We start from the raw sequence: 18,044 nt of genomic DNA, 5'->3' as shown, positions 1-18,044 counted from the left end.
TCAAGCCAAATGCCATACCCAACTTCGAGCCGACTTTCATATCCAGAACAGCCATTGGCAACCCCCCAACCCGGTAGATAAAGTAACCTCAACAAATCTCCAATGATACGGTCAGAATAATCAAACAACTCGATTAATTCAAGTTTTTTCAAAAATCTGGTACCGTCCGATCTTGCAAAAGTGCCTGTATTGTCCACCTTGGCAAAAGGATCATTTTCGTGGATTCTACTGAAATGCCTTGGGATGAGGGTCTTCCCTTAATTAATTGATCTCTCTATAGTGAAGAAGATTAAAACATGTTGCCCGATCATGGGATGCATGGCAAGGTTTCCGACCAGGTATGAGGGATGATCAAAATGCAAATATGGCAACATGCTGTCCAATCCACCACCGAAACCACGTGCAACAGGCTTGACGACGCAGCGGGAAAGGCAAATCTGGTTCTGGTGTTTTGTGACAGGCAATTTTTTATGAATCCGGATTTTTTTTCGCACCTGCAAGCAGACTATCCCCGTGCCCAACTGGTTGGATGCTCGACCGCAGGCGAAATTTTCCGGGATGGTCTGCTCGATAGAAGTTGCCTGCTGACAGCGATCCATTTTGACCATACAACCGTGCGGGTGGTGGATGCCGATATCGGCGACATGGATGCCTCACGCCACACCGGCGAAGCACTCGGGCAGGCACTGGCCGGGGATGATCTGGCCGGCGTCCTGATGTTTGGCATCGGTTTGCAGATCAACGGCAGTGATCTGATCGAGGGGGTTGTTTCCCGGATCGGCAGCGATGTTCCCATTTCAGGAGGTCTGGCCGGGGACGGAAGTGCCTTCCAACGTACCTGGGTCTTGTCGGGATCTGGCATCTCAGACCGCAAGGTCGTCGCCGTCGGCTTGTATGGCAACCGGATTCGCCTCGGTCATGGATCGTTCGGCGGCTGGGAACCGTTTGGACCCTACCGCAAGATCACCCGGGCAGAGGGCAATATTCTCTTCGAGTTGGATGGTGAGTCCGCGCTGGATATCTATCGACGGTATCTGGGTGACCATGCCCGGGACCTCCCGGCATCGGGTCTGCTCTTTCCGCTGGAAATCCTGAACGAACATCATTCAACATTGGGATTGATCCGCACCATTCTGGGTATCGACGCCTCCACAGGCAGTCTGATCCTGGCCGGATCCATCGAAACAAACGGTTATCTACGGCTGATGCATGCCACCACCCGTGCCCTGATTCACGGTGCCCAACTGGCAGCCGATACCAGCATGACGCAACTTGGCCAAAAAGCATCGACTGGTCAGGGATTGGCTCTTCTGGTCAGTTGTGTCGGTCGCAAGCTGGTCATGGGCGACCAGACCGATGATGAAATCATGGCCGTCGTCAACCGGGTTGGCCCGGGCTTTGTCTATGCCGGTTTCTATTCCTATGGCGAAATCTGCCCCATGGAAGGTTTCCGGACATGCAAGCTGCACAACCAGACCATGACTGTCACCCTGCTGACCGAGACCTGATCCAGATGCATCCCCTGTTACAAAATCAACTGAAAAAAGTTCTGGGTATCGAATCTCCCACGGAGCTTGACAGCCTGCAACAGGCCCTGCATGAACTGGCCGCGCATACTCCTGGCATGTCGGAAAAGGTGATCCGCTTTCTGACCCGGATCGGTCTGTTCCTGGACCGGATCGAACAGAGCTACCAACAATTTGACCGTGATCTCGACATTCGTGCCCGCAGCCTGCAACTCAGCTCCCGGGAGTTGGCCGATGCCAATGAACGCTTGCGGCACGAAACGACGGCCCAAAGCGTGGCCATCGGCTCCCTGCGAGAAACAGCCAACCGTCTGCTCCGCAGCGACGGCAAACCTGAATTGGGCAATGATGCCAACAGCCTGCAACAACTTTCCAACCTGGTGGCCACCATTGTCACGGAACGAGCCACTGCCCAGCGCAACCTGGAACTCCAGAAATTTGCCCTCGATCAACATGCCATCGTCAGCATCACCGATACGGCGGCAACCATTCTGTACGCCAATGACAAATTTTGTGAAATATCAGGCTATACCCGTGCCGAACTGATCGGCCAGAACCATCGCATCGTCAGCTCCGGAATCCACCCCCCTTCCCTTTACCAGGAAATGTGGCGCACCATCCAGGGTGGCCATGTCTGGCATGGTGAGATTTGCAACCGGACCAAAAACGGATCTCTGTACTGGGTTTCGGCCACCATCGTCCCCCTGCACGATGCCGCAGGAAAACCGGACCAGTACATTGCCATCCGTACCGATATCACCTTCCAGAAAACCATGGAAGCGGAGCTGGTCGAACAGCGCCGCTTCCTGCAAAGCATCACCGATGCCATGGGCGAAGGGGTCTATCACCTCGATGCCCATGGTTACTGCACATTCCTGAATCCCGAAGCCCAACGCCTGCTGGGCTGGTCGCTCGACGAAGTCAGAGATCAATCATTTCACGACATCATTCATTACGAAGACCAGGAGGGCAAACGACTGGACCGGCATGCCTGCCCGATTCTGACCACCATTGCCCAGGGCAGGATTTTCAAATCGGAAACCGAAACATTCATTCGCCGCGACGGCTCCCGATTTCCCATATCGATTGTCTCGGTCCCACTGTTGGAAGGCAACAGAATGGTTGGCTCGGTTTCCGTTTTTCAGGATATCACCGCACGGCAGGAAATTCTCCAGGACCTGAAAAAAGCCAAGGAAATCGCCGAACATGCCAATCAGCTCAAAAGCAACTTCCTGGCCAACATGAGCCATGAGATACGCACACCCATGAATGGCGTGATCGGCCTGAGCCATCTGCTCATGCAAACCGATCTGACCCCCATTCAGCGCGATTATCTGCTCAAAATCGATCACTCATCCCGTAATCTGCTGGGCATCATCAATGATATTCTCGATTTTTCCAAAATCGAGGCCGGCAGACTCACCATGGAATCCATTCCATTCTCTCTTGCCGATCTCTTGCAGGAAATTACCCCTGTCATTCAGTCCAGAATCAGGGAAAAAGGACTGGAACTGGTATTTGATTTACAGGCAAATCTGCCCCAAGTGCTGATCGGTGATCCTTTACGATTGCGGCAGGTGTTGCTCAACCTGGCCGCCAATGCCGTCAAGTTTACCGAGCAGGGTTCCGTCACGATCACCATTCGGGGCAACCCCCAGGATGAAGGTCACTTTCGTCTCGATTTCAGGGTCCGTGACACGGGTATCGGCATGACGGAATCCCAGATGTCGCAACTCTTTCAACCGTTCATTCAAGCCGACAGTTCGTCCAGCCGCCGTTATGGTGGAACCGGCCTTGGCCTGGCCATTTGTCGGCAACTGGTCGGGTTGATGGGCGGTCAGATACTGGTCGAAAGTGTCGCCGGTGTTGGCAGCACATTTCATTTCCAGGTTCCACTCCAGATCAGCAGTCAGGAAACCGTTCCCCGGCACCTGCCCGTCGCGATGCAAAATGTCCATATTCTCGTCGTGGACGACAACGACGTCGTGCGTACCATCCTGGCGGACATGCTGACACATTTTGGTGTGCAGGTGGAGTTGGCCGACGGAGGCAAGGCCGCCCTGAGACGTCTGATCGCCGGTGCCACCGGCCAGGCCCCTCCCATTCGTCTGCTCCTGCTGGACTGGCAGATGCCCGACCTGGATGGTATCGAAACATTCCGGCAGATGTGTCGCCTGCCGACCCCACATCCCCACACGATCATGATGACCGCCCATGGCGTGGAAGCGATACAAACCGCCCTGGGCGAGGAACAGGTGGTGGCCGTCCTGGAAAAACCGATCACCCCCTCCACCCTGTTCAATGCCCTGGTCCACGCCCTGGATCCTCCCAACAAAATCGATCATGATATCCACCGGGTTGGCCAACAGGTTGGCCAGGTCACCTCCCCTCCAGCCGGTTCCAGTCACGCCCCGGCCTTGCGAGGAAAACAAATATTGCTGGTCGAAGACAACAGCATCAATCAACAGGTCGCCTGCGGCCTGCTTGATCTCATGGGCGTCAGAACCACACTGGCCGGCAGCGGTGAAGAGGCCATTTCTTGTCTGAAACATCATCGATTCGATGCTGTATTGATGGATATTCAGATGCCGGGCATGGATGGTTACCAGACCACGGACACCGTTCGCCGGGAGCTGGGTCTGGAGCAATTGCCCATCATCGCCATGACCGCCCATGCCATGACCGGCGACCGGGAGCGCTGTCTGGCCGCCGGCATGAATGACCATGTGGCCAAACCCATCGACCCGGCAACCCTGCGCATGGTCCTTTCCCGCTGGTTGACCGAACCGGGTCCCCAGCCGGAAACAACGGATATACCATTTGATTCCATTGAGAAAGATCCCGACATGACAGCCGCATTACCTTTTCCGGATCATCTGCCGGGTATTGATCTCGATGCCGCCCGGCGCCATGTCAGTGACAACCTGACCCTGTTGCACAAAATACTCCTGGATTTTGCCGACAGGCATCACAACAGTGCCGCAACAATCCGGGAAAACGTGGCACAAGGCGCATGGCAAACCGTCAACCGCATGGCCCATTCTCTCAAAGGAACCGCGTCCACCATCGGTGCCCTCGAACTCGCCAAGGTATCCGGCGACTTGGAACGACTCACCACCCACGTTCATGATGGCGTTTCACCACCTGACCCCACAACCCTCGACTCCCTGCTGGACCAGTTATCGCAATCCCTGGAGGTTGTTACCGGTAGCATTCAAACTCTTGCCAAAAGTCCCACTGTCCGGCACCCCGCAACAAAAACCGGCTCAACGGATTTGACCAAAGAGCAAAGGGAGCGTATCCAGGTAACACTGGACCAGCTCGCCAAACTCCTGGCGACGGATGATCCCGATGCCGAACACAGTGCCGAAGAGTTGGTGACACTCCTGGCGGAGACGCCGTACTCCTCTTCAGCCGACGCCGTGTACCGTCATGTCGGTGCCTTCGATTTTGCCGATGCAACCGCCGCCCTCGCCACGTTGCGTCAGACCCTGGTAAAACACCTGGAAACATGACCCCTATCCGGGATAAATCCGACAGGAACAGAGCTTATGTCCAAAACCACGTTGTCCATGTGAGAAAGACCCATACAGCCCAGGTCCATGCCCATGCCACCCTTACAGGATAGCTCCATGAAACCCAGGCCCAGTCTCATGCCACCCGCGAAAAAATACTGCCGACCCATTGCCAAGCCACCCCGTTGCGCCGGTCTTGTTCTGCTGATGGCCCTCCTCCTCTTCGTTCCGCAGGTCCAGGCCGAGGTCATCACTCTGCGAGCCGATGCCTGGTGTCCCTACAATTGCGATCCAGACTCGGACAAACCCGGCTTGATCATCGACATTGCCCGTGCCGTTTTCACCCCTCTCGGACACACCATCAACTACCAGACCATGCCCTGGAGCCGGACGCTCCATGAAGTCCGCAAGGGACATGTGACCGGTGCCGTCGGTGCCGTGCCCTCGGAAGCCCCTGATCTGATCTATGGCAAAAATCCGGTCGCCTGGATGGATACCGGTTTCGCTTTCAACAAAGGTCTGAATTTCCACTATCAGGGACCTCAATCTCTCGACCCGTACAAGATTGCCACAATCAAGGATTACCATTACGACGAAGGCGAGGTTGATGCCTATCTGCAAAGCCATGCCCACAACACACAACATATCCAGGCCAATACCGGCGACCATGCCGGTCTCGCCAACCTGAAAAAATTGCTGGCTGGCCGGGTTGAGCTGGCAATCGACAGTCATGCGGTCCTGAAATATCTCATCCAACAACTCCATCTTTCGGACAAAATCGACCTGGCCACCCTGGGCCGACCGAATGGCGTGTATATCGGCTTTTCTCCCGCCGACAAGAATTCGGCAAAGTGGGCAGAAACGCTTTCAACCGGTGTCGAAACCCTGCGGCAAAAAGGAGAGCTGGCTGCCATTCTGGCCCGCTACGGCCTGACCGAACAAAAAGCACCATGAGAACCATGAAGATTTCTCTATTCCCGGTTTTGCGACGCTCCCTGATCGTCAAATTCATCTTCTGGTTGATCATCTTTGCCCTGTTTTTCATTCCCTTGCTGGCCGGCTTGCAAATGTGGCAGGACCATGGCCGGGAAGTGACCAACCAGAAACGCACCCTGGCGGCGGTGGCCAACGGGTTCAAATCACCGCTCGAAGTGGCCGTCTGGAACGAGGATGCGCTCAGCATCAAGGCACAATTGGACAGTATCGTGACATTTCCGGGCCTTGCCCATGCCAGATTGATCACGGATCTGGGGCCTGACAGTGCAGGAAGAGAGTTTGTTGCCGGAACCGCTTCCATGGGCGGAGAAATTCTCACCATCCATCTGGTCGAACCGCATGCCAACCCTGCCCGACGGGAATTAGGCCGGCTGGAACTGGCCGCCGACCAGAATGCCCTGCACCAGACCCTGACCCGTCAGGCCCTGGACATATTGATTACCGCCACGCTTGAAGTATTGTGTCTGAGTCTGTTGTTCACGGCGGCTTTCCGACATCTGGTCCTGCAACGCCTCGCCATTTTTGTCCGGCAGGTACACGAGTTGGGAACCAACCTCCATCACCCACCCCTCGCCGAGGCCCAAAGCCGGGATGAACTGGGTCTGTTGGCCCAAGGCATCAACCATATGCAAACCCGCCTGCAACATGACTTCACGGAAATGACCCGGTTGAAGGATCAACTTGTCCGGCATCGTGATCAGCTCGAAGCTCTGGTGCAGGCACGCACCCGGGAGTTGACCACGGCCAACCAGGAGATGCAGGAAGCCAAACTGGCCGCAGAAATGGCCAATCGCCTCAAAAGTGATTTTCTGGCCAATGTCAGCCACGAAATCCGCACCCCCATGAACGCCGTGGTCGGTTTCAACCACCTGCTCAAAAAAACCAATCTTGATCATCAACAAATCGATTATACTGACAGAATAAGCAATGCCATCCATGATCTGCTCAAGATCGTCAATAATATTCTCGATTTTTCCAATATTGAATCCGGCAGGCTGACTGTCGTACAGGTCCCGTTTTCCCTGGAGAAAATCATCCGGAATTTGCAGACCTCGACCCTGGCCAAGGTGCAGGCAAAAGGACTCCAGATGACTCTGGAGATGGCATCCGACTTTCCCCCGGTTCTGTTGGGAGATCCCGTGCGCCTGACACAGGTCTTGTCGCACCTGATCGACAATGCCTGCAAATTCACGCTCCAGGGAGGATTGGTCATCTCCTGCAAGGGGATGATCGACCCCCCGGGAATCTTCGTTGTCGATTTTTCGGTACGCGATACAGGCATCGGCATGACCCCGGAACAGGTGGCCAAACTGTTCCAGCCGTTCAGACAGGTTGACGGTTCTTCCACCCGCCGCTACGGCGGAACCGGGTTGGGGTTGGCCATTTGCCGACAACTGCTGAATCTCATGGGAGGAGAGATCTGTGTTGAAAGCACCCATGGCAGTGGCAGCACCTTTTTCATCCGCCTTCCTCTGCCCACCTGCACGGACGACATTCCTTCCCAGGCAACCAGCACATCGGTAGCCACCGACATGCCCCCCCTCTTACCACCCGCATCTTGTGCAACGCTGAACTCTTCAACGGTCCAGGCCCACGACGTTACCCCCCTGCCACCCGTATCTTGTGCAATGCCAGACTCTGCATGGGTCCAGGCCCAAGAGACTGCCGAACGGCTGCTTGGATTGTTTCAAGCATCCGATCCGAATGCCGGAGAGCTGGCCGAAGAGTTGGCCCGGCTGTTGGCCCACTCGACGCTTGCCGCACCGGCAGCCACCATTTCCCGTCTTGCAAATCAGTATGATTTCGAAGATGCTGCCCTTGTACTCGAGACCTTGCGTCAGAGTCTGGCATCCTCGCTGGAGACATTTTGATGAACACGACCCAAAGTCACATTCTGCTGGTGGATGATGAACCGATCAATTTAAAGGTTCTTTCGAGTATTTTGCGTGATGACTATTCCATCAGTGTCGCCAAAAGCGGACCGCTTGCCCTGGCTCGAATCGCGGCAGGCCCACAGCCGGATTTGATCTTGCTGGATGTCATGATGCCGGATATGGATGGGCTGGAGGTGTGTCGGCATCTGAAACAGGATGCCAGATTGGCCCATATTCCCATCATATTTGTCACGGCGCTCGGGCAACCGCACAACGAGGCCCAGGGATTCGAGGCCGGAGCGATTGACTATATCACCAAACCGATTTCACCCCCGGTCGTTCTGGCCCGGGTTCGGACACATATTGCCCTGATCCAGACCCAGCGTGCCTTGCGCGAACACAATCTTGAACTCGAACATCTGGTTGCCCAACGCACCCGGGAAGTGGTTCATACCCAGGATGTCACCATCCGCGCCCTGGCCTCTCTGGCCGAAACCCGTGACAATGAAACCGGTAACCATATTCGTCGCACACAAGGATACATACGGGTTCTGGCAGAACGATTGCGTTCCCACCCTGACTATGCGGCAGTTCTCGATGACCGCACCATCGACCTGCTGTTCAAATCAGCTCCGTTGCATGACATTGGCAAGGTTGGCATCCCCGATGCCATTCTCCTCAAACCCGGCAAATTGACCGATGCCGAATTCGAAATCATGAAAAAGCATCCGGATCTGGGCAGAAATGCCATTCTGGCCGCCGAAGAAGGGGCCAGCGATCATGACAACTCGTTCCTGCGCCTGGCCCGCGAAATTGCCTACAGCCATCATGAAAAATGGGATGGATCGGGTTATCCTCTTGGTCTGTCCGGGCGTGACATTCCCCTCTCGGCCCGCCTCATGGCCCTGGCCGATGTCTACGATGCCTTGATCAGTCGGCGCGTCTACAAGCCACCCTTCTCCCACCAAAAGGCCGTCGAAATCATTATGAATGGCAAAGGGAGCCATTTCGATCCGGATATTCTGGATGCCTTCGTTGCCGAACAGGAAGCCTTCCAAGCCATCGCCGCATCCTACAGTGACGCACACGCGACAGAAGATGCGTTGCACACCAACACCTTCGAAAAATATTCCTGAAAAAGGCAAACCGTACTCAAACCGGATTCACCAGTGCCTGGGTACGAAATCCGGCTCGTTGGCCAATCCGACGTTCTCACCATTCTGCGCGATCACGAACAAGCCCTGATGCATGGCAAAACGGTCTGCCTCGGAAGCGATCACCATGCCGGCAACCGCTCCATAGATCCGACAATCCGCAAACCTGGGAAAAAATGACTTGAAACGGGGCAGTTTTTTGAGATGGTGTTGGACATCCTCGGCGGTCAAATGGCTCTTGACCTCGATGAGGACAGCCGCAACCGTATTGGCCAGCAACAAGTCGATCTCCATCGTTTCCCCGCCGACCTTCTTTTTGGCGCGGGAGAAGATTTCATCCACCGGAATGCCACGCGCCTGAAACATCGCGATACAGGTTGGTTTGATCATCTCCTCGACGAATTCACCCAACCGACCACCCAACTGACCGATCTGCTTGTTGACAGCCTTGATTTCCTTGTCGGTCTCAGCCGACATCTCACGAATCATCCGGCGGGTCTCCTGCATCTGGCGGTCATTCTCCTGTATCCGGCGATCATGCTCCTGCATCCGCTCCTGCATTCGGCGATCATGCTCTTGCATTCGGCGATCATGCTCCTGCCTCTGCTCCTGCATCCGCTCCTGCATCAGACGGTCAGCCTCCCTCATCCGGCGGTCGGTTTCCAGGAAGGCTTTCCAGACATCATTCAGTGTTACAATTTCTGTGGCGTCAGGCATGGTATCCTCAGATGATGAGAAGAACTTGTACCAATTCTACCAGATAAACTCACATGGGAAACAATCCCAATTCCACCACCTGATTCTCCCACAGTCTGTCTGCAATTTGAAATCTCAAACGATCTTGCACCAGACAGGTGAAGATAATTCGTAACTATTCAGAACCCTTGCAAAAAAAGGATTTGATATGAAAGATAACGTTTTTTAATGGGAAGAGCTGAATAGTTACAATAACTCAAGATATCAAATTCACGGCTTCACCGCAGCCTGCCGTCCCAGTTCTTTCCAGGCCAGGAAGGCTGGCATGAGCTGGTAACCGGGATCGAAGGCGTGGCTGCCGGTTTGGAGGAGATTTTCGTCGTAGGTGGTGTTGTGATCGGGCATGACCTCGTGGCCATACAGGGCAAAGGGAACCGGATCCGAGTTATGGGTCTTGGTGGCAATGGGGGTGGGGTGATCCGGCAGGGAGAGTGCCCGGAAGGGTTCACCCCGCTGTATCAAGCCATCCAGAACGCCCCCCACCACCTTGGCATCGAAATCCTCGATAGCCTTGATTTTGTAGTCCAACCGGCCCGCATGACCCGATTCATCCATGGATTCGACATGGACAAACATCAGGTCGTGGCGGGTCAATCCTTCCAGGCAGGCCTGGGCCTTGCCTTGATAATCGGTATCGATCCACCCTGTCGCCCCGGGGACATGGATCACTTCCATGCCGATGTGGACAGCAATGCCCCGCATCAGGTCAACGGCAGAGATCATGCCACCACTGCGACCGAACTGGTCCCGAAACAGGGCCAGGTTGGGTTTGCGGCCATGGCCCCATAGCCAGATGCTGTTGGCTGATTTGTGGCCGGCGGCCCGGCGTTTCCGGTTGACCGGATGGTCGGCCAGAATTTTCCAGGAGTCCTGCATCAATTGCACAATGGGAGCCGCGTCCGCGCCGACCGGCAGATGGCCCGCAATGGGACGATCTGAAATATCGTGGGGTGGCACCGCCTTGATCCGGTCCCCTCCGCCACGCCACACAAGAAGGTGGCGATAGCTGACGCCAGGATAGAATTGCAGGGATGTACTCCCCAGCTTTTTATTGATAAAATGAATTAATTCCGTCGCTTCGGCAGTTGAGACGTGATCTGCCGCAAAATCCTCCATGATCTGGAAATCTTCCGACAGGGAGACCAGATTGCAGCGAAACGCCACATCTTCGGGGTGCAATGTCACACCCATGGCGGCGGCTTCCAGGGGGCTGCGTCCGGAGTAGCCCCGGGTCACGTCATAGCCCAGCACACCCAGATTGGCGATATCGCTGCCCGGATAATAGCCATCGGGGGTGTTTTTGGACCAGCCGCCGATCCCTTCGCGCACCATGCGATCCAGATTGGGGGTTCTGGCGACCATCAGGGGGGTCCGATTGTCCAGCTCCGGCAAGGGGCGGTCGCTCATGCCGTCCCCCAAAAAAATGACAAACTTCATCCTGGTTTCCTTGTTTCTCCGGGGGGCCTAGCAGCCCCCCGGAACGCATTCTAGCCCAGCAAATCCTTCACGACATCCCGTTCCTGACGCAGCTCGTTCAGGACGTGATCGAACTTGACTTTACCGGCGGCGGAGATGGGCACGCCTTCCACCACTTTCAGGGTGCCATCCCCTTTGGCCTGAAGGGGGAAGCCGAAAATCAAATCCTTGTCCACGCCATATTCGCCCTTGGAGCAGATGGCCGAGGTGAACCAATCCCCAGCCGGGGTGGCGGAGAGGGTGCGCATGACCCCGTCCAGGGCGGCATTGGCAGCCGAGGCGGCACTGGAGGCACCACGAGCCTTGATGACCGCTGCACCACGATTCTGGACATCCTTGGTGAAGGTCTCCTTCAGCCATTGTTCATCGGTGATCACTTCCGGAACCGGTTTTCCCTTGATGCGGGCATTTTCATAGTCCGGGTATTGATTGTTGGAGTGATTGCCCCAGATGGTGACGTTGGTCACCTGGGTCAGGGGAACGCCGGCCTTTTTGGCGAGCATGGTCCTGGCCCGATTCTGGTCGAGGGCCATCATGGCCTGGAAGCGGTCATTGGGGACATCGCTGTTTTTCATGGCGATGAGGCAGTTGGTATTGCAGGGGTTGCCCACCACCAGGATGCGAACATCCGAGGCGGCTTTGTTCAAGGCTTTGCCCTGGCCGACGAAGATGGGTCCATTGACCTTGATCAGGTCGGCCCGTTCCATGCCGGGTCCCCGGGGGCGTGAACCCACCATGAGTGCCCAGTTGATGCCATCGAAGGCCACTTCCGGATTGTCGGTGGCTACGACACCTTTGAGGGTGGGGAATGCACAATCGTCGAGTTCCATCACCACGCCCGACAGGGCACCCATGGCCGGTGGAATTTCGAGCAGGCGCAGTTCAATGGGCCGGTCCTTGCCAAAAATTTCCCCTGACGCCAAACGAAACAGCATACTGTACGCAATCTGTCCAGCGGCTCCTGTTACAGCTACACGGATTGGATCGGCCATACGTCACACTCCCCTCGCATCTGGAATTAACCTTTACGCTGATGGCGCAACCGTTCCATCATGGGTTGTCACCATCGACCATAAACAGGTTCTCCACTTGCCACCCGTGGCTTGATTGACAAGGCAAACGGTCGCAAATGGAGAGAGGACAACAAAGCCCAAACCTCCCTATGCTACTCAAAAAAATATTCTCTCTCAAGGAATCCTTTGAAAAGGATGGCCGCCAACCTCTCGGCATTCGTTTGACACCTGACCAGGCCAAGGATGTCCGTTGGGAACTGCATCAGATGTATGGCTTTGACCCCGGTCCCGACCTGATGCCTCTCTACGGCATGGAAATTCTGGCCACGGATGCCGAGGAGTTGACCATCGAGGAGTGAGACAAGGCCCCAGGTGCCAGTCTCCAGCCTGAACCTCCTGTCTGAAGTCTCCAGCCTGAACCCTCCAGTCTCCAGCCTGAACCCAACAGCCTCCGGCCTCCAGTCTGAATCCTCCAGCCTATCCGGCGGCAGGCGGCCAAAGGGGGGAGGGTCTCCCGGGGATTCCCAGGCGCGTCAGGATGCGTTCCACGATAAAATCGACCAGGTCATTCACGGTGGCCGGACGGTGATAAAAGCCGGGCGAAGCGGGCAATATGATGGCCCCGATCCGGGCCAGACGCACCATGTTTTCCAGGTGGATGATGGTGAGGGGGGTTTCCCGGGGCACCAGGAGCAGTTGCCCGCCTTCCTTGAGGACGACATCGGCGGCCCGGCGGATCAGATTGTCGGAAATGCCGTGGGCCAGGGCACCCAGGGTTCCCATGGAACAGGGACAGATCACCATGCGCCCCCCGCCCCCGGACCCCGAAGCTGCCGGGGCATACCAGTCGGTCAGGCCATAGTGGCGCAACCGATCCAGACCGGCACCAAAATAGTCGGCGAGAACATGTTGCCGGGCGGTTGTGTCAGCCGGCCATTTCAGGTCACACTCCTGGGCAAGCACCTGCAAGGCCGCATCGGAGAGGAGCAGGTCCACCCGCTGCTGCGCCGCCAGCAAGGCCTGCACGAGACCCAGGCCATACGCAGAACCGGATGCCCCGGTCATGGCTACAAGAATGGGACGTGACGGGCTGACGGAAACTGTTGTCGGTATCGCTGATGTTGCCGGTATTGCCGGGGTTGCGGGTATTGCCGGGGTTGCCGGTATTGCCGGGGTTGCCGGGCCAGAATTCTGACCCGGGAATTCGCTGTTTTTCTGCCCGGAATGGGTCATGGAGCGTCTCTCTTCTCGCGTGCGACAGGTGGTGTCGTGTCTGTTTATACCCCGCTGAGCGTTGCCGATCTTGAACCCTTTTTGCAAGGGTATGCCATCGGTCGTCCCTTGCGGCTGGAGGGAATTCTCCTGGGCGTGGACAACAGCAATTTTTTTCTCGACACGGAGCAGGGGCGGTTTGTCCTGACCCTGGTCGAAGATGCCATCCAGGCCCGGGATATGGAACATCTGCTCCGACTGACGACCTGGTTGGCCGACCGTCACATTCCCGCTCCCCGACCCCTGCCGGATCGACACGGGCAGCTTTTGCACCAGATTCAGTCACGCACGGCCCTGCTTGTCACCTGTCTGCCGGGCGCACACGCCCTGGCCCCCACGCCCGCCCACTGCACCCAGGCCGGGGCCTTGCTGGCCAGGATTCATCTTGCCGGGCAGGACTTTCCCAATCCGCGCCCCAACCCCATGGGTCCCCCGGCCTGCCGTCGTCTCCTGGAGCGGCTGCAACCGGTTCTGGCGCGTGACGATCCAACCACCCTCGATCTGCTCACAACCGAATTGACCACCCTTGAAGAAAGTTTTTTCCGCCTGGATCTGCCCGGCGGGGTGTGTCACGGGGATCTGTTTCCCGACAATGTGTTGTTTGCCGACCTGGTTCCGGTCGGGGTCATCGATTTTCATTATGCCTGCCTGGAACGCTGGCTTTACGACCTGGCCATAGCCCTGACCGCCTGGGGTTTTGATGCCAATGGGAATCATTTACCGGATCAGTTTGCCGCCCTTGAGCAGGGTTATCAGACCGTCCGCCCCCTGACCCGGGAGGAAAACTTATGGAAAAATGCCGCCTCCAGGGCTGCCAGCATACGCTTTTTATTGACGCGCCTGCGCGACCAGGCCTTCCCCCGTCAGGGCCAGACAATCACCCATAAATCCCCCGCGCCCTATCTGAAACGTCTGCAATTTTTCCAGAAATCCAGATGATCCACCACACGTGCATTCAATGCCGTAAAACAACTTAAGAAATCTTTTATAATATAAAAATCATACTTACGACAATACATGATCCCACCAGAAACGGTCCGTTCAGGGAACGTGTGGCACAACCCGCAACAGGGCAAACAGGATCCCCACAACCGCACCGGAAGTTGCCAAAGAGACACCCACCATCCATTTGATCAAGTCACTCCTGGTTTCTGCAATTTCCCGGCGCAAGCTGATGTCCAACTCTTTCATCCTGGCTTCGAATTTGGCGTCAAGCTCCTTGATGTCGCGCTTCAATTCCAGCCTGAAGGTGTCGATCTTGTTATCCAGTTCCTTGAGCCTGGTTTCGTTCCTGGTGTCAAGCTCTTTGATATCACGCTTCAATTCGAGTTTGGAAGCCTCACTCCTGGCATCCAACTCCTTCAACCTGGCTTCGCTTCTGGCGTCAAGCTCCTTGATATCACGCTTCAATTCGAGTTTGGAAGCCTCGCTTTTGGCGTCAAGCTCCTTGATATCACGCATTAATTCGAGTTTGGAAACCTCGTTCTTGGCATCCAACTCTTTCAACCTGGCTTCGTTCTTGGCATCCAACTCTTTCAGCCTGGCTTCGTTCTTGGCATCCAACTCTTTCAGCCTAGCTTCGTTCTTGGCATCCAACTCCTTCAACCTGACTTCGCTCTTGGTATCAAGCTCCTTGAGATCACGCTTCAATTCCAGCTTGGATGCCTCGATCCTGGCATCCAACTCTTTCAGCCTGGCTTCGTTCTTGGCATCCAGCTCCTTCAGCCTGGTTTCGTTCTTGGCATCCAGCTCCTTCAACCTGACTTCGCTCTTGGTATCAAGTTCCTTGATATCACGCTTCAATTCCAGCTTGGATGCCTCGATTTTACCATCCAGTTCCTTGAGTCTGGCATCGCCCCTGATATTGATTTCATTGATATCACGCATCAATTCAAGCTTGGAGGTCTCGATTTTGCCATCCAGTTCCCTGAGTCTGACCTCGCTCTGGGCATCGATCTCCCGCAGCCTGGCCTCGCTCTGGGTGTCAATTTCCTTCATCCTGGCCTCGCCCTGAAGGTCAATTTCCTTCAACCTGGCCTCACTTTTGGCATCCAGATCCTTGATATCGCGACTCAATTCCAGAATACGCGCATCCACCTGCGCCATGTCGGTTTTGGTGGCCAACCGGGTCTCCAAAAACTCAACCATCAAATCGACATGAACCTCTGCCTGTTCTTCTGAAACCCCTACCGATTTGAGGCGTTTTACGAAGGCATGGGCATCAAATGCAGATGTGTGCAACATACGTATGACCTTTCTGGATAAACCCGGGGAAGATGATGGCCGGCGCATAGCCCGCCCATCTCCTCCCATCCTCTCTTATCTGGGCAAAATACTCTCCGGCAAGCAAAAATTCCACCCTTTTTTTCAGCATCCAGACACTGCACACTTGGACACTCCGTGCTTGCGTTACCTGGTCCCCGAACTTCCCGCATATCTGGACGCCGGGCTGAAACGGCGAAATACTCTTTTACGTCGATATTGACAACAGGATCACAAAAAATGTACCGTGGTGGTATGGATACCCTGATCACAACCCTTCTGGCCGCCATAACCCTACCTTGCCGACAAGGCTGCGGCTCCCCTGGTCAAGGACGCCTATGACAAGGTTAAACTGGTCATCAAGGACCGGTTTGGCCGTGACCATCAGGTCAGCCAGGCCCTCCAGGATTGGGAAACAAACCCGAACTCCCCCGGTCGCCAAATGGCCTTGCAGGAAGTGGTTGGCCAAACGTCTTTGGCCTTGGATGCGGAGATCGTGCGCCTTGTCGGAGAGCTGGGCCGTGCCCTGCAAATCAACGAGGCGCGGACGATCTACGAGGCTCTCTCGGCTCTGGCCACGGCACATCCCGATGCCCCCACCCTGCGGGAGGAGCAAGCCAAGGGCGCGGTCAATTTGATCAACGCTTATGGCAACGCCGGGCAGATCGACGCGGCGCGAGCGCTCTACAAAGATCTCTTAGCTCTGGCATCAGCACATCCCGATGCGCCCACCTTGCGGGATGCGCAAGCCAAGGGCGCAGTCATTTTGACTAAACTTTCGCGATTAAACTACCCCTGGAATCTTTTTGTGGCAAAGATCTGTCAAGGGAATATTATTGACGGATGGAACACTCGACTGCATTATTGTTTCCATGGACATCGAGTGGGATAAGGTCAAGGCAAGCGCGAACAAACTGAAGCACGGTGTCTCATTTGCAGACGCTGTAATTGCTCTGAAAGATCCAATGTCCATGGTCTCTGAAGATGACAGCCATGAAGAACAACGTTTCCAGTCTATTGGTATGGATGGCAAAGGTCGGATTCTGATAGTAGTTTTTACCTATCGAGGCAATCGACACCGTCTCATCAGTGCCCGCAAAGCTGTGAAGTGGGAACGAAAACTTTATGAAGGGTGATTCATGAAAACGAAAGAAGGCTTTGATTTCAGCAATGCCAAACGCGGACCGATCATTCCGCAAACCAGGAAAACGGAACGTCTCATCTTCCGGATTGATGCCGATATCATCGCATGGTTCAGGGAATACGTGGAAAATGCTGGTGGCGGAGATTACGAACAGATGATGAATGATGCCCTGCGTGAATACGTGGAAAAACGCCGCCAATCTTTGAAAGATATCTCGCTAAACGAAAAGTTAAGAGCGGTTGGTTGAAAAATATAGACGGATCATGCAACGCCCGGCAACGTCAGAATACCTGCCACAACCAGAAAAACACTGACCACCAAACGCATCCAAATGTTGTGTCGCCACTGCATGATGACACCAGTCAGAAAACCAGTAGCCATGACCACAGGCAGCGTCCCGATGCCAAACAGAAACATCGTCCACCCCCCCTGAAGAGGCGTCGCCATCGTAAGACTCAACAACAACGTCGCATAGACAAGAAAGCACGGCATCCACCCCCAGACAATTCCCAGGAAAATACCCTGGACCGGGGAACGCAAGGGAAGCAAATGCCGCCAGAAGGGTTCAATCCGGGACCAGAGGGGAACCCCAATCTTTTCCAGAAACGCCAGGCTGGGAAACCGGCCAGAAAGATGAATACCGGCCATGATGAGAACGACAGCCGCCGAAAATTGCAAAACCTGATGGCCGGCAGCAGGCCCAATCAAACCGAAAGTTCCCTGCCCCAAAAGTCCGGCACCGACACCGGCCAGCGTGTAACTGCATAAACGACCCAGACTGAGAGCCAACAAGTGAAGCAGCAAGGCAAAACGGTTGCCGCGCACCTCCACCGGCAGGCTCATGGTGATGGCCCCGATGATGCCACCACACATGCCAAGACAGTGCAAACTGCTCGACAAGCCAAGCAACAAGGGGGCGATCCATGATCCGCCTGCCAAAATGGCATGATCCATGTTCATTCAATATCGTCCCAGAGGTTGTCAAAAAACTTGTTAATTTCAAAAAAAACGAATAAAAAACTGGGATGGAGGTCCAGGAGGAAGGGCTGTGCCCTT

The 18,044-nt window shown here is 55.3% G+C and carries 16 protein-coding genes; 10 read left to right on the top strand and 6 right to left on the bottom strand.

Annotated features, from left to right (window positions below):
• Positions 1-470: 470 nt before the first annotated feature.
• From HQL65_16210 to HQL65_16190, 5 genes are all read left to right on the top strand, one after another.
• A complete protein-coding gene (locus tag HQL65_16210) occupies positions 471-1,508 on the top strand; it encodes an FIST C-terminal domain-containing protein (protein ID MBF0137774.1) in 1,038 nt (345 codons plus the stop codon).
• Between the two features lie 5 nt (positions 1,509-1,513).
• Entirely contained in the window at positions 1,514-5,041 is a 3,528-nt protein-coding gene (locus HQL65_16205) for a response regulator (GenBank protein MBF0137773.1), read from the top strand.
• Between the two features lie 117 nt (positions 5,042-5,158).
• Entirely contained in the window at positions 5,159-5,995 is an 837-nt protein-coding gene (locus tag HQL65_16200) for a transporter substrate-binding domain-containing protein (protein MBF0137772.1), read from the top strand.
• A gap of 5 nt (positions 5,996-6,000) precedes the next feature.
• A complete protein-coding gene (locus HQL65_16195) occupies positions 6,001-7,908 on the top strand; it encodes a HAMP domain-containing protein (protein MBF0137771.1) in 1,908 nt (635 codons plus the stop codon).
• Positions 7,908-9,047, top strand: a complete 1,140-nt coding sequence (locus HQL65_16190; GenBank protein ID MBF0137770.1) for a two-component system response regulator — start codon at positions 7,908-7,910, stop codon at positions 9,045-9,047. Before HQL65_16195 ends, HQL65_16190 begins: the two co-directional genes overlap by 1 nt.
• 27 nt (positions 9,048-9,074) lie before the next feature.
• Here HQL65_16190 and HQL65_16185 read toward each other — a convergent pair whose 3' ends face one another.
• The 3 genes from HQL65_16185 to HQL65_16175 form a co-directional block, all read right to left on the bottom strand.
• Complete coding sequence (locus HQL65_16185) at positions 9,075-9,782, bottom strand: hypothetical protein (protein ID MBF0137769.1); 708 nt, start codon at positions 9,780-9,782, stop codon at positions 9,075-9,077.
• Between the two features lie 249 nt (positions 9,783-10,031).
• Positions 10,032-11,258 (bottom strand): cofactor-independent phosphoglycerate mutase, encoded by a 1,227-nt coding sequence (locus HQL65_16180; GenBank protein MBF0137768.1) that lies wholly within the window; start codon positions 11,256-11,258, stop codon positions 10,032-10,034.
• 50 nt (positions 11,259-11,308) lie between these two features.
• On the bottom strand, positions 11,309-12,289 hold the full coding sequence (locus HQL65_16175) for a malate dehydrogenase (GenBank protein MBF0137767.1): 981 nt from the start codon (positions 12,287-12,289) through the stop codon (positions 11,309-11,311).
• 170 nt (positions 12,290-12,459) lie between these two features.
• Between HQL65_16175 and HQL65_16170 the strand changes: the two genes are divergently transcribed.
• Positions 12,460-12,669, top strand: coding sequence for a hypothetical protein (locus HQL65_16170; GenBank protein ID MBF0137766.1), 210 nt, complete (start codon positions 12,460-12,462; stop codon positions 12,667-12,669).
• 118 nt (positions 12,670-12,787) lie between these two features.
• Here HQL65_16170 and HQL65_16165 read toward each other — a convergent pair whose 3' ends face one another.
• Positions 12,788-13,375, bottom strand: coding sequence for a UbiX family flavin prenyltransferase (locus HQL65_16165; GenBank protein MBF0137765.1), 588 nt, complete (start codon positions 13,373-13,375; stop codon positions 12,788-12,790).
• Positions 13,376-13,579: 204 nt separating this feature from the next.
• On the opposite strand from HQL65_16165, the gene HQL65_16160 reads away from it, so the two are divergent.
• The gene (locus HQL65_16160; protein MBF0137764.1) at positions 13,580-14,521 is read left to right on the top strand and encodes a homoserine kinase; all 942 of its coding nucleotides are present in this window, start codon (positions 13,580-13,582) and stop codon (positions 14,519-14,521) included.
• Positions 14,522-14,623: 102 nt separating this feature from the next.
• On the opposite strand, the gene HQL65_16155 is transcribed toward HQL65_16160, so the two are convergent.
• The gene (locus tag HQL65_16155; protein MBF0137763.1) at positions 14,624-15,826 is read right to left on the bottom strand and encodes a hypothetical protein; all 1,203 of its coding nucleotides are present in this window, start codon (positions 15,824-15,826) and stop codon (positions 14,624-14,626) included.
• Between the two features lie 460 nt (positions 15,827-16,286).
• Between HQL65_16155 and HQL65_16150 the strand changes: the two genes are divergently transcribed.
• Genes HQL65_16150 through HQL65_16140 form a run of 3 tightly spaced genes read left to right on the top strand, consistent with a single transcriptional unit; the run spans position 16,287 to position 17,235 of the window.
• Positions 16,287-16,736, top strand: a complete 450-nt coding sequence (locus HQL65_16150; GenBank protein ID MBF0137762.1) for a hypothetical protein — start codon at positions 16,287-16,289, stop codon at positions 16,734-16,736.
• Positions 16,717-16,980 carry a BrnT family toxin gene (locus tag HQL65_16145; GenBank protein MBF0137761.1) on the top strand — a complete coding sequence of 88 codons (264 nt, stop codon included), beginning with the start codon at positions 16,717-16,719 and terminating at the stop codon, positions 16,978-16,980. The genes HQL65_16150 and HQL65_16145 overlap by 20 nt, the downstream gene beginning before the upstream one ends.
• Positions 16,981-16,983: 3 nt before the next feature.
• Positions 16,984-17,235 carry a BrnA antitoxin family protein gene (locus tag HQL65_16140; protein MBF0137760.1) on the top strand — a complete coding sequence of 84 codons (252 nt, stop codon included), beginning with the start codon at positions 16,984-16,986 and terminating at the stop codon, positions 17,233-17,235.
• A 14-nt stretch (positions 17,236-17,249) separates the two neighbouring features.
• Here the strand turns inward: HQL65_16140 and HQL65_16135 are convergent, their stop codons facing one another.
• On the bottom strand, positions 17,250-17,948 hold the full coding sequence (locus HQL65_16135) for a sulfite exporter TauE/SafE family protein (protein ID MBF0137759.1): 699 nt from the start codon (positions 17,946-17,948) through the stop codon (positions 17,250-17,252).
• Positions 17,949-18,044 lie beyond the last annotated feature (96 nt).

The organism is Magnetococcales bacterium (genome assembly GCA_015228935.1).
Taxonomy (GTDB): domain Bacteria; phylum Pseudomonadota; class Magnetococcia; order Magnetococcales; family DC0425bin3; genus HA3dbin3.
The sequence above is the reverse complement of the archived record's forward strand: the minus strand, read 5'-3'. Positions and strand labels throughout refer to the sequence as shown.

What these genes read in the sequence shown, in the direction of transcription:
- HQL65_16175 (MBF0137767.1), bottom strand. Translation starts at nt 12,289, where the DNA reads ATGGCCGATCCAATCCGTGTAGCTGTAACAGGAGCCGCTGGACAGATT.
- HQL65_16155 (MBF0137763.1), bottom strand. Translation starts at nt 15,826, where the DNA reads ATGTTGCACACATCTGCATTTGATGCCCATGCCTTCGTAAAACGCCTC.
- HQL65_16140 (MBF0137760.1), top strand. Translation starts at nt 16,984, where the DNA reads ATGAAAACGAAAGAAGGCTTTGATTTCAGCAATGCCAAACGCGGACCG.
- HQL65_16185 (MBF0137769.1), bottom strand. Translation starts at nt 9,782, where the DNA reads ATGCCTGACGCCACAGAAATTGTAACACTGAATGATGTCTGGAAAGCC.
- HQL65_16180 (MBF0137768.1), bottom strand. Translation starts at nt 11,258, where the DNA reads ATGAAGTTTGTCATTTTTTTGGGGGACGGCATGAGCGACCGCCCCTTG.
- HQL65_16200 (MBF0137772.1), top strand. Translation starts at nt 5,159, where the DNA reads ATGAAACCCAGGCCCAGTCTCATGCCACCCGCGAAAAAATACTGCCGA.
- HQL65_16210 (MBF0137774.1), top strand. Translation starts at nt 471, where the DNA reads ATGAATCCGGATTTTTTTTCGCACCTGCAAGCAGACTATCCCCGTGCC.
- HQL65_16190 (MBF0137770.1), top strand. Translation starts at nt 7,908, where the DNA reads ATGAACACGACCCAAAGTCACATTCTGCTGGTGGATGATGAACCGATC.
- HQL65_16165 (MBF0137765.1), bottom strand. Translation starts at nt 13,375, where the DNA reads ATGACCGGGGCATCCGGTTCTGCGTATGGCCTGGGTCTCGTGCAGGCC.
- HQL65_16135 (MBF0137759.1), bottom strand. Translation starts at nt 17,948, where the DNA reads ATGAACATGGATCATGCCATTTTGGCAGGCGGATCATGGATCGCCCCC.
- HQL65_16195 (MBF0137771.1), top strand. Translation starts at nt 6,001, where the DNA reads ATGAAGATTTCTCTATTCCCGGTTTTGCGACGCTCCCTGATCGTCAAA.
- HQL65_16150 (MBF0137762.1), top strand. Translation starts at nt 16,287, where the DNA reads ATGGCCTTGCAGGAAGTGGTTGGCCAAACGTCTTTGGCCTTGGATGCG.
- HQL65_16145 (MBF0137761.1), top strand. Translation starts at nt 16,717, where the DNA reads ATGGACATCGAGTGGGATAAGGTCAAGGCAAGCGCGAACAAACTGAAG.
- HQL65_16170 (MBF0137766.1), top strand. Translation starts at nt 12,460, where the DNA reads ATGCTACTCAAAAAAATATTCTCTCTCAAGGAATCCTTTGAAAAGGAT.
- HQL65_16205 (MBF0137773.1), top strand. Translation starts at nt 1,514, where the DNA reads ATGCATCCCCTGTTACAAAATCAACTGAAAAAAGTTCTGGGTATCGAA.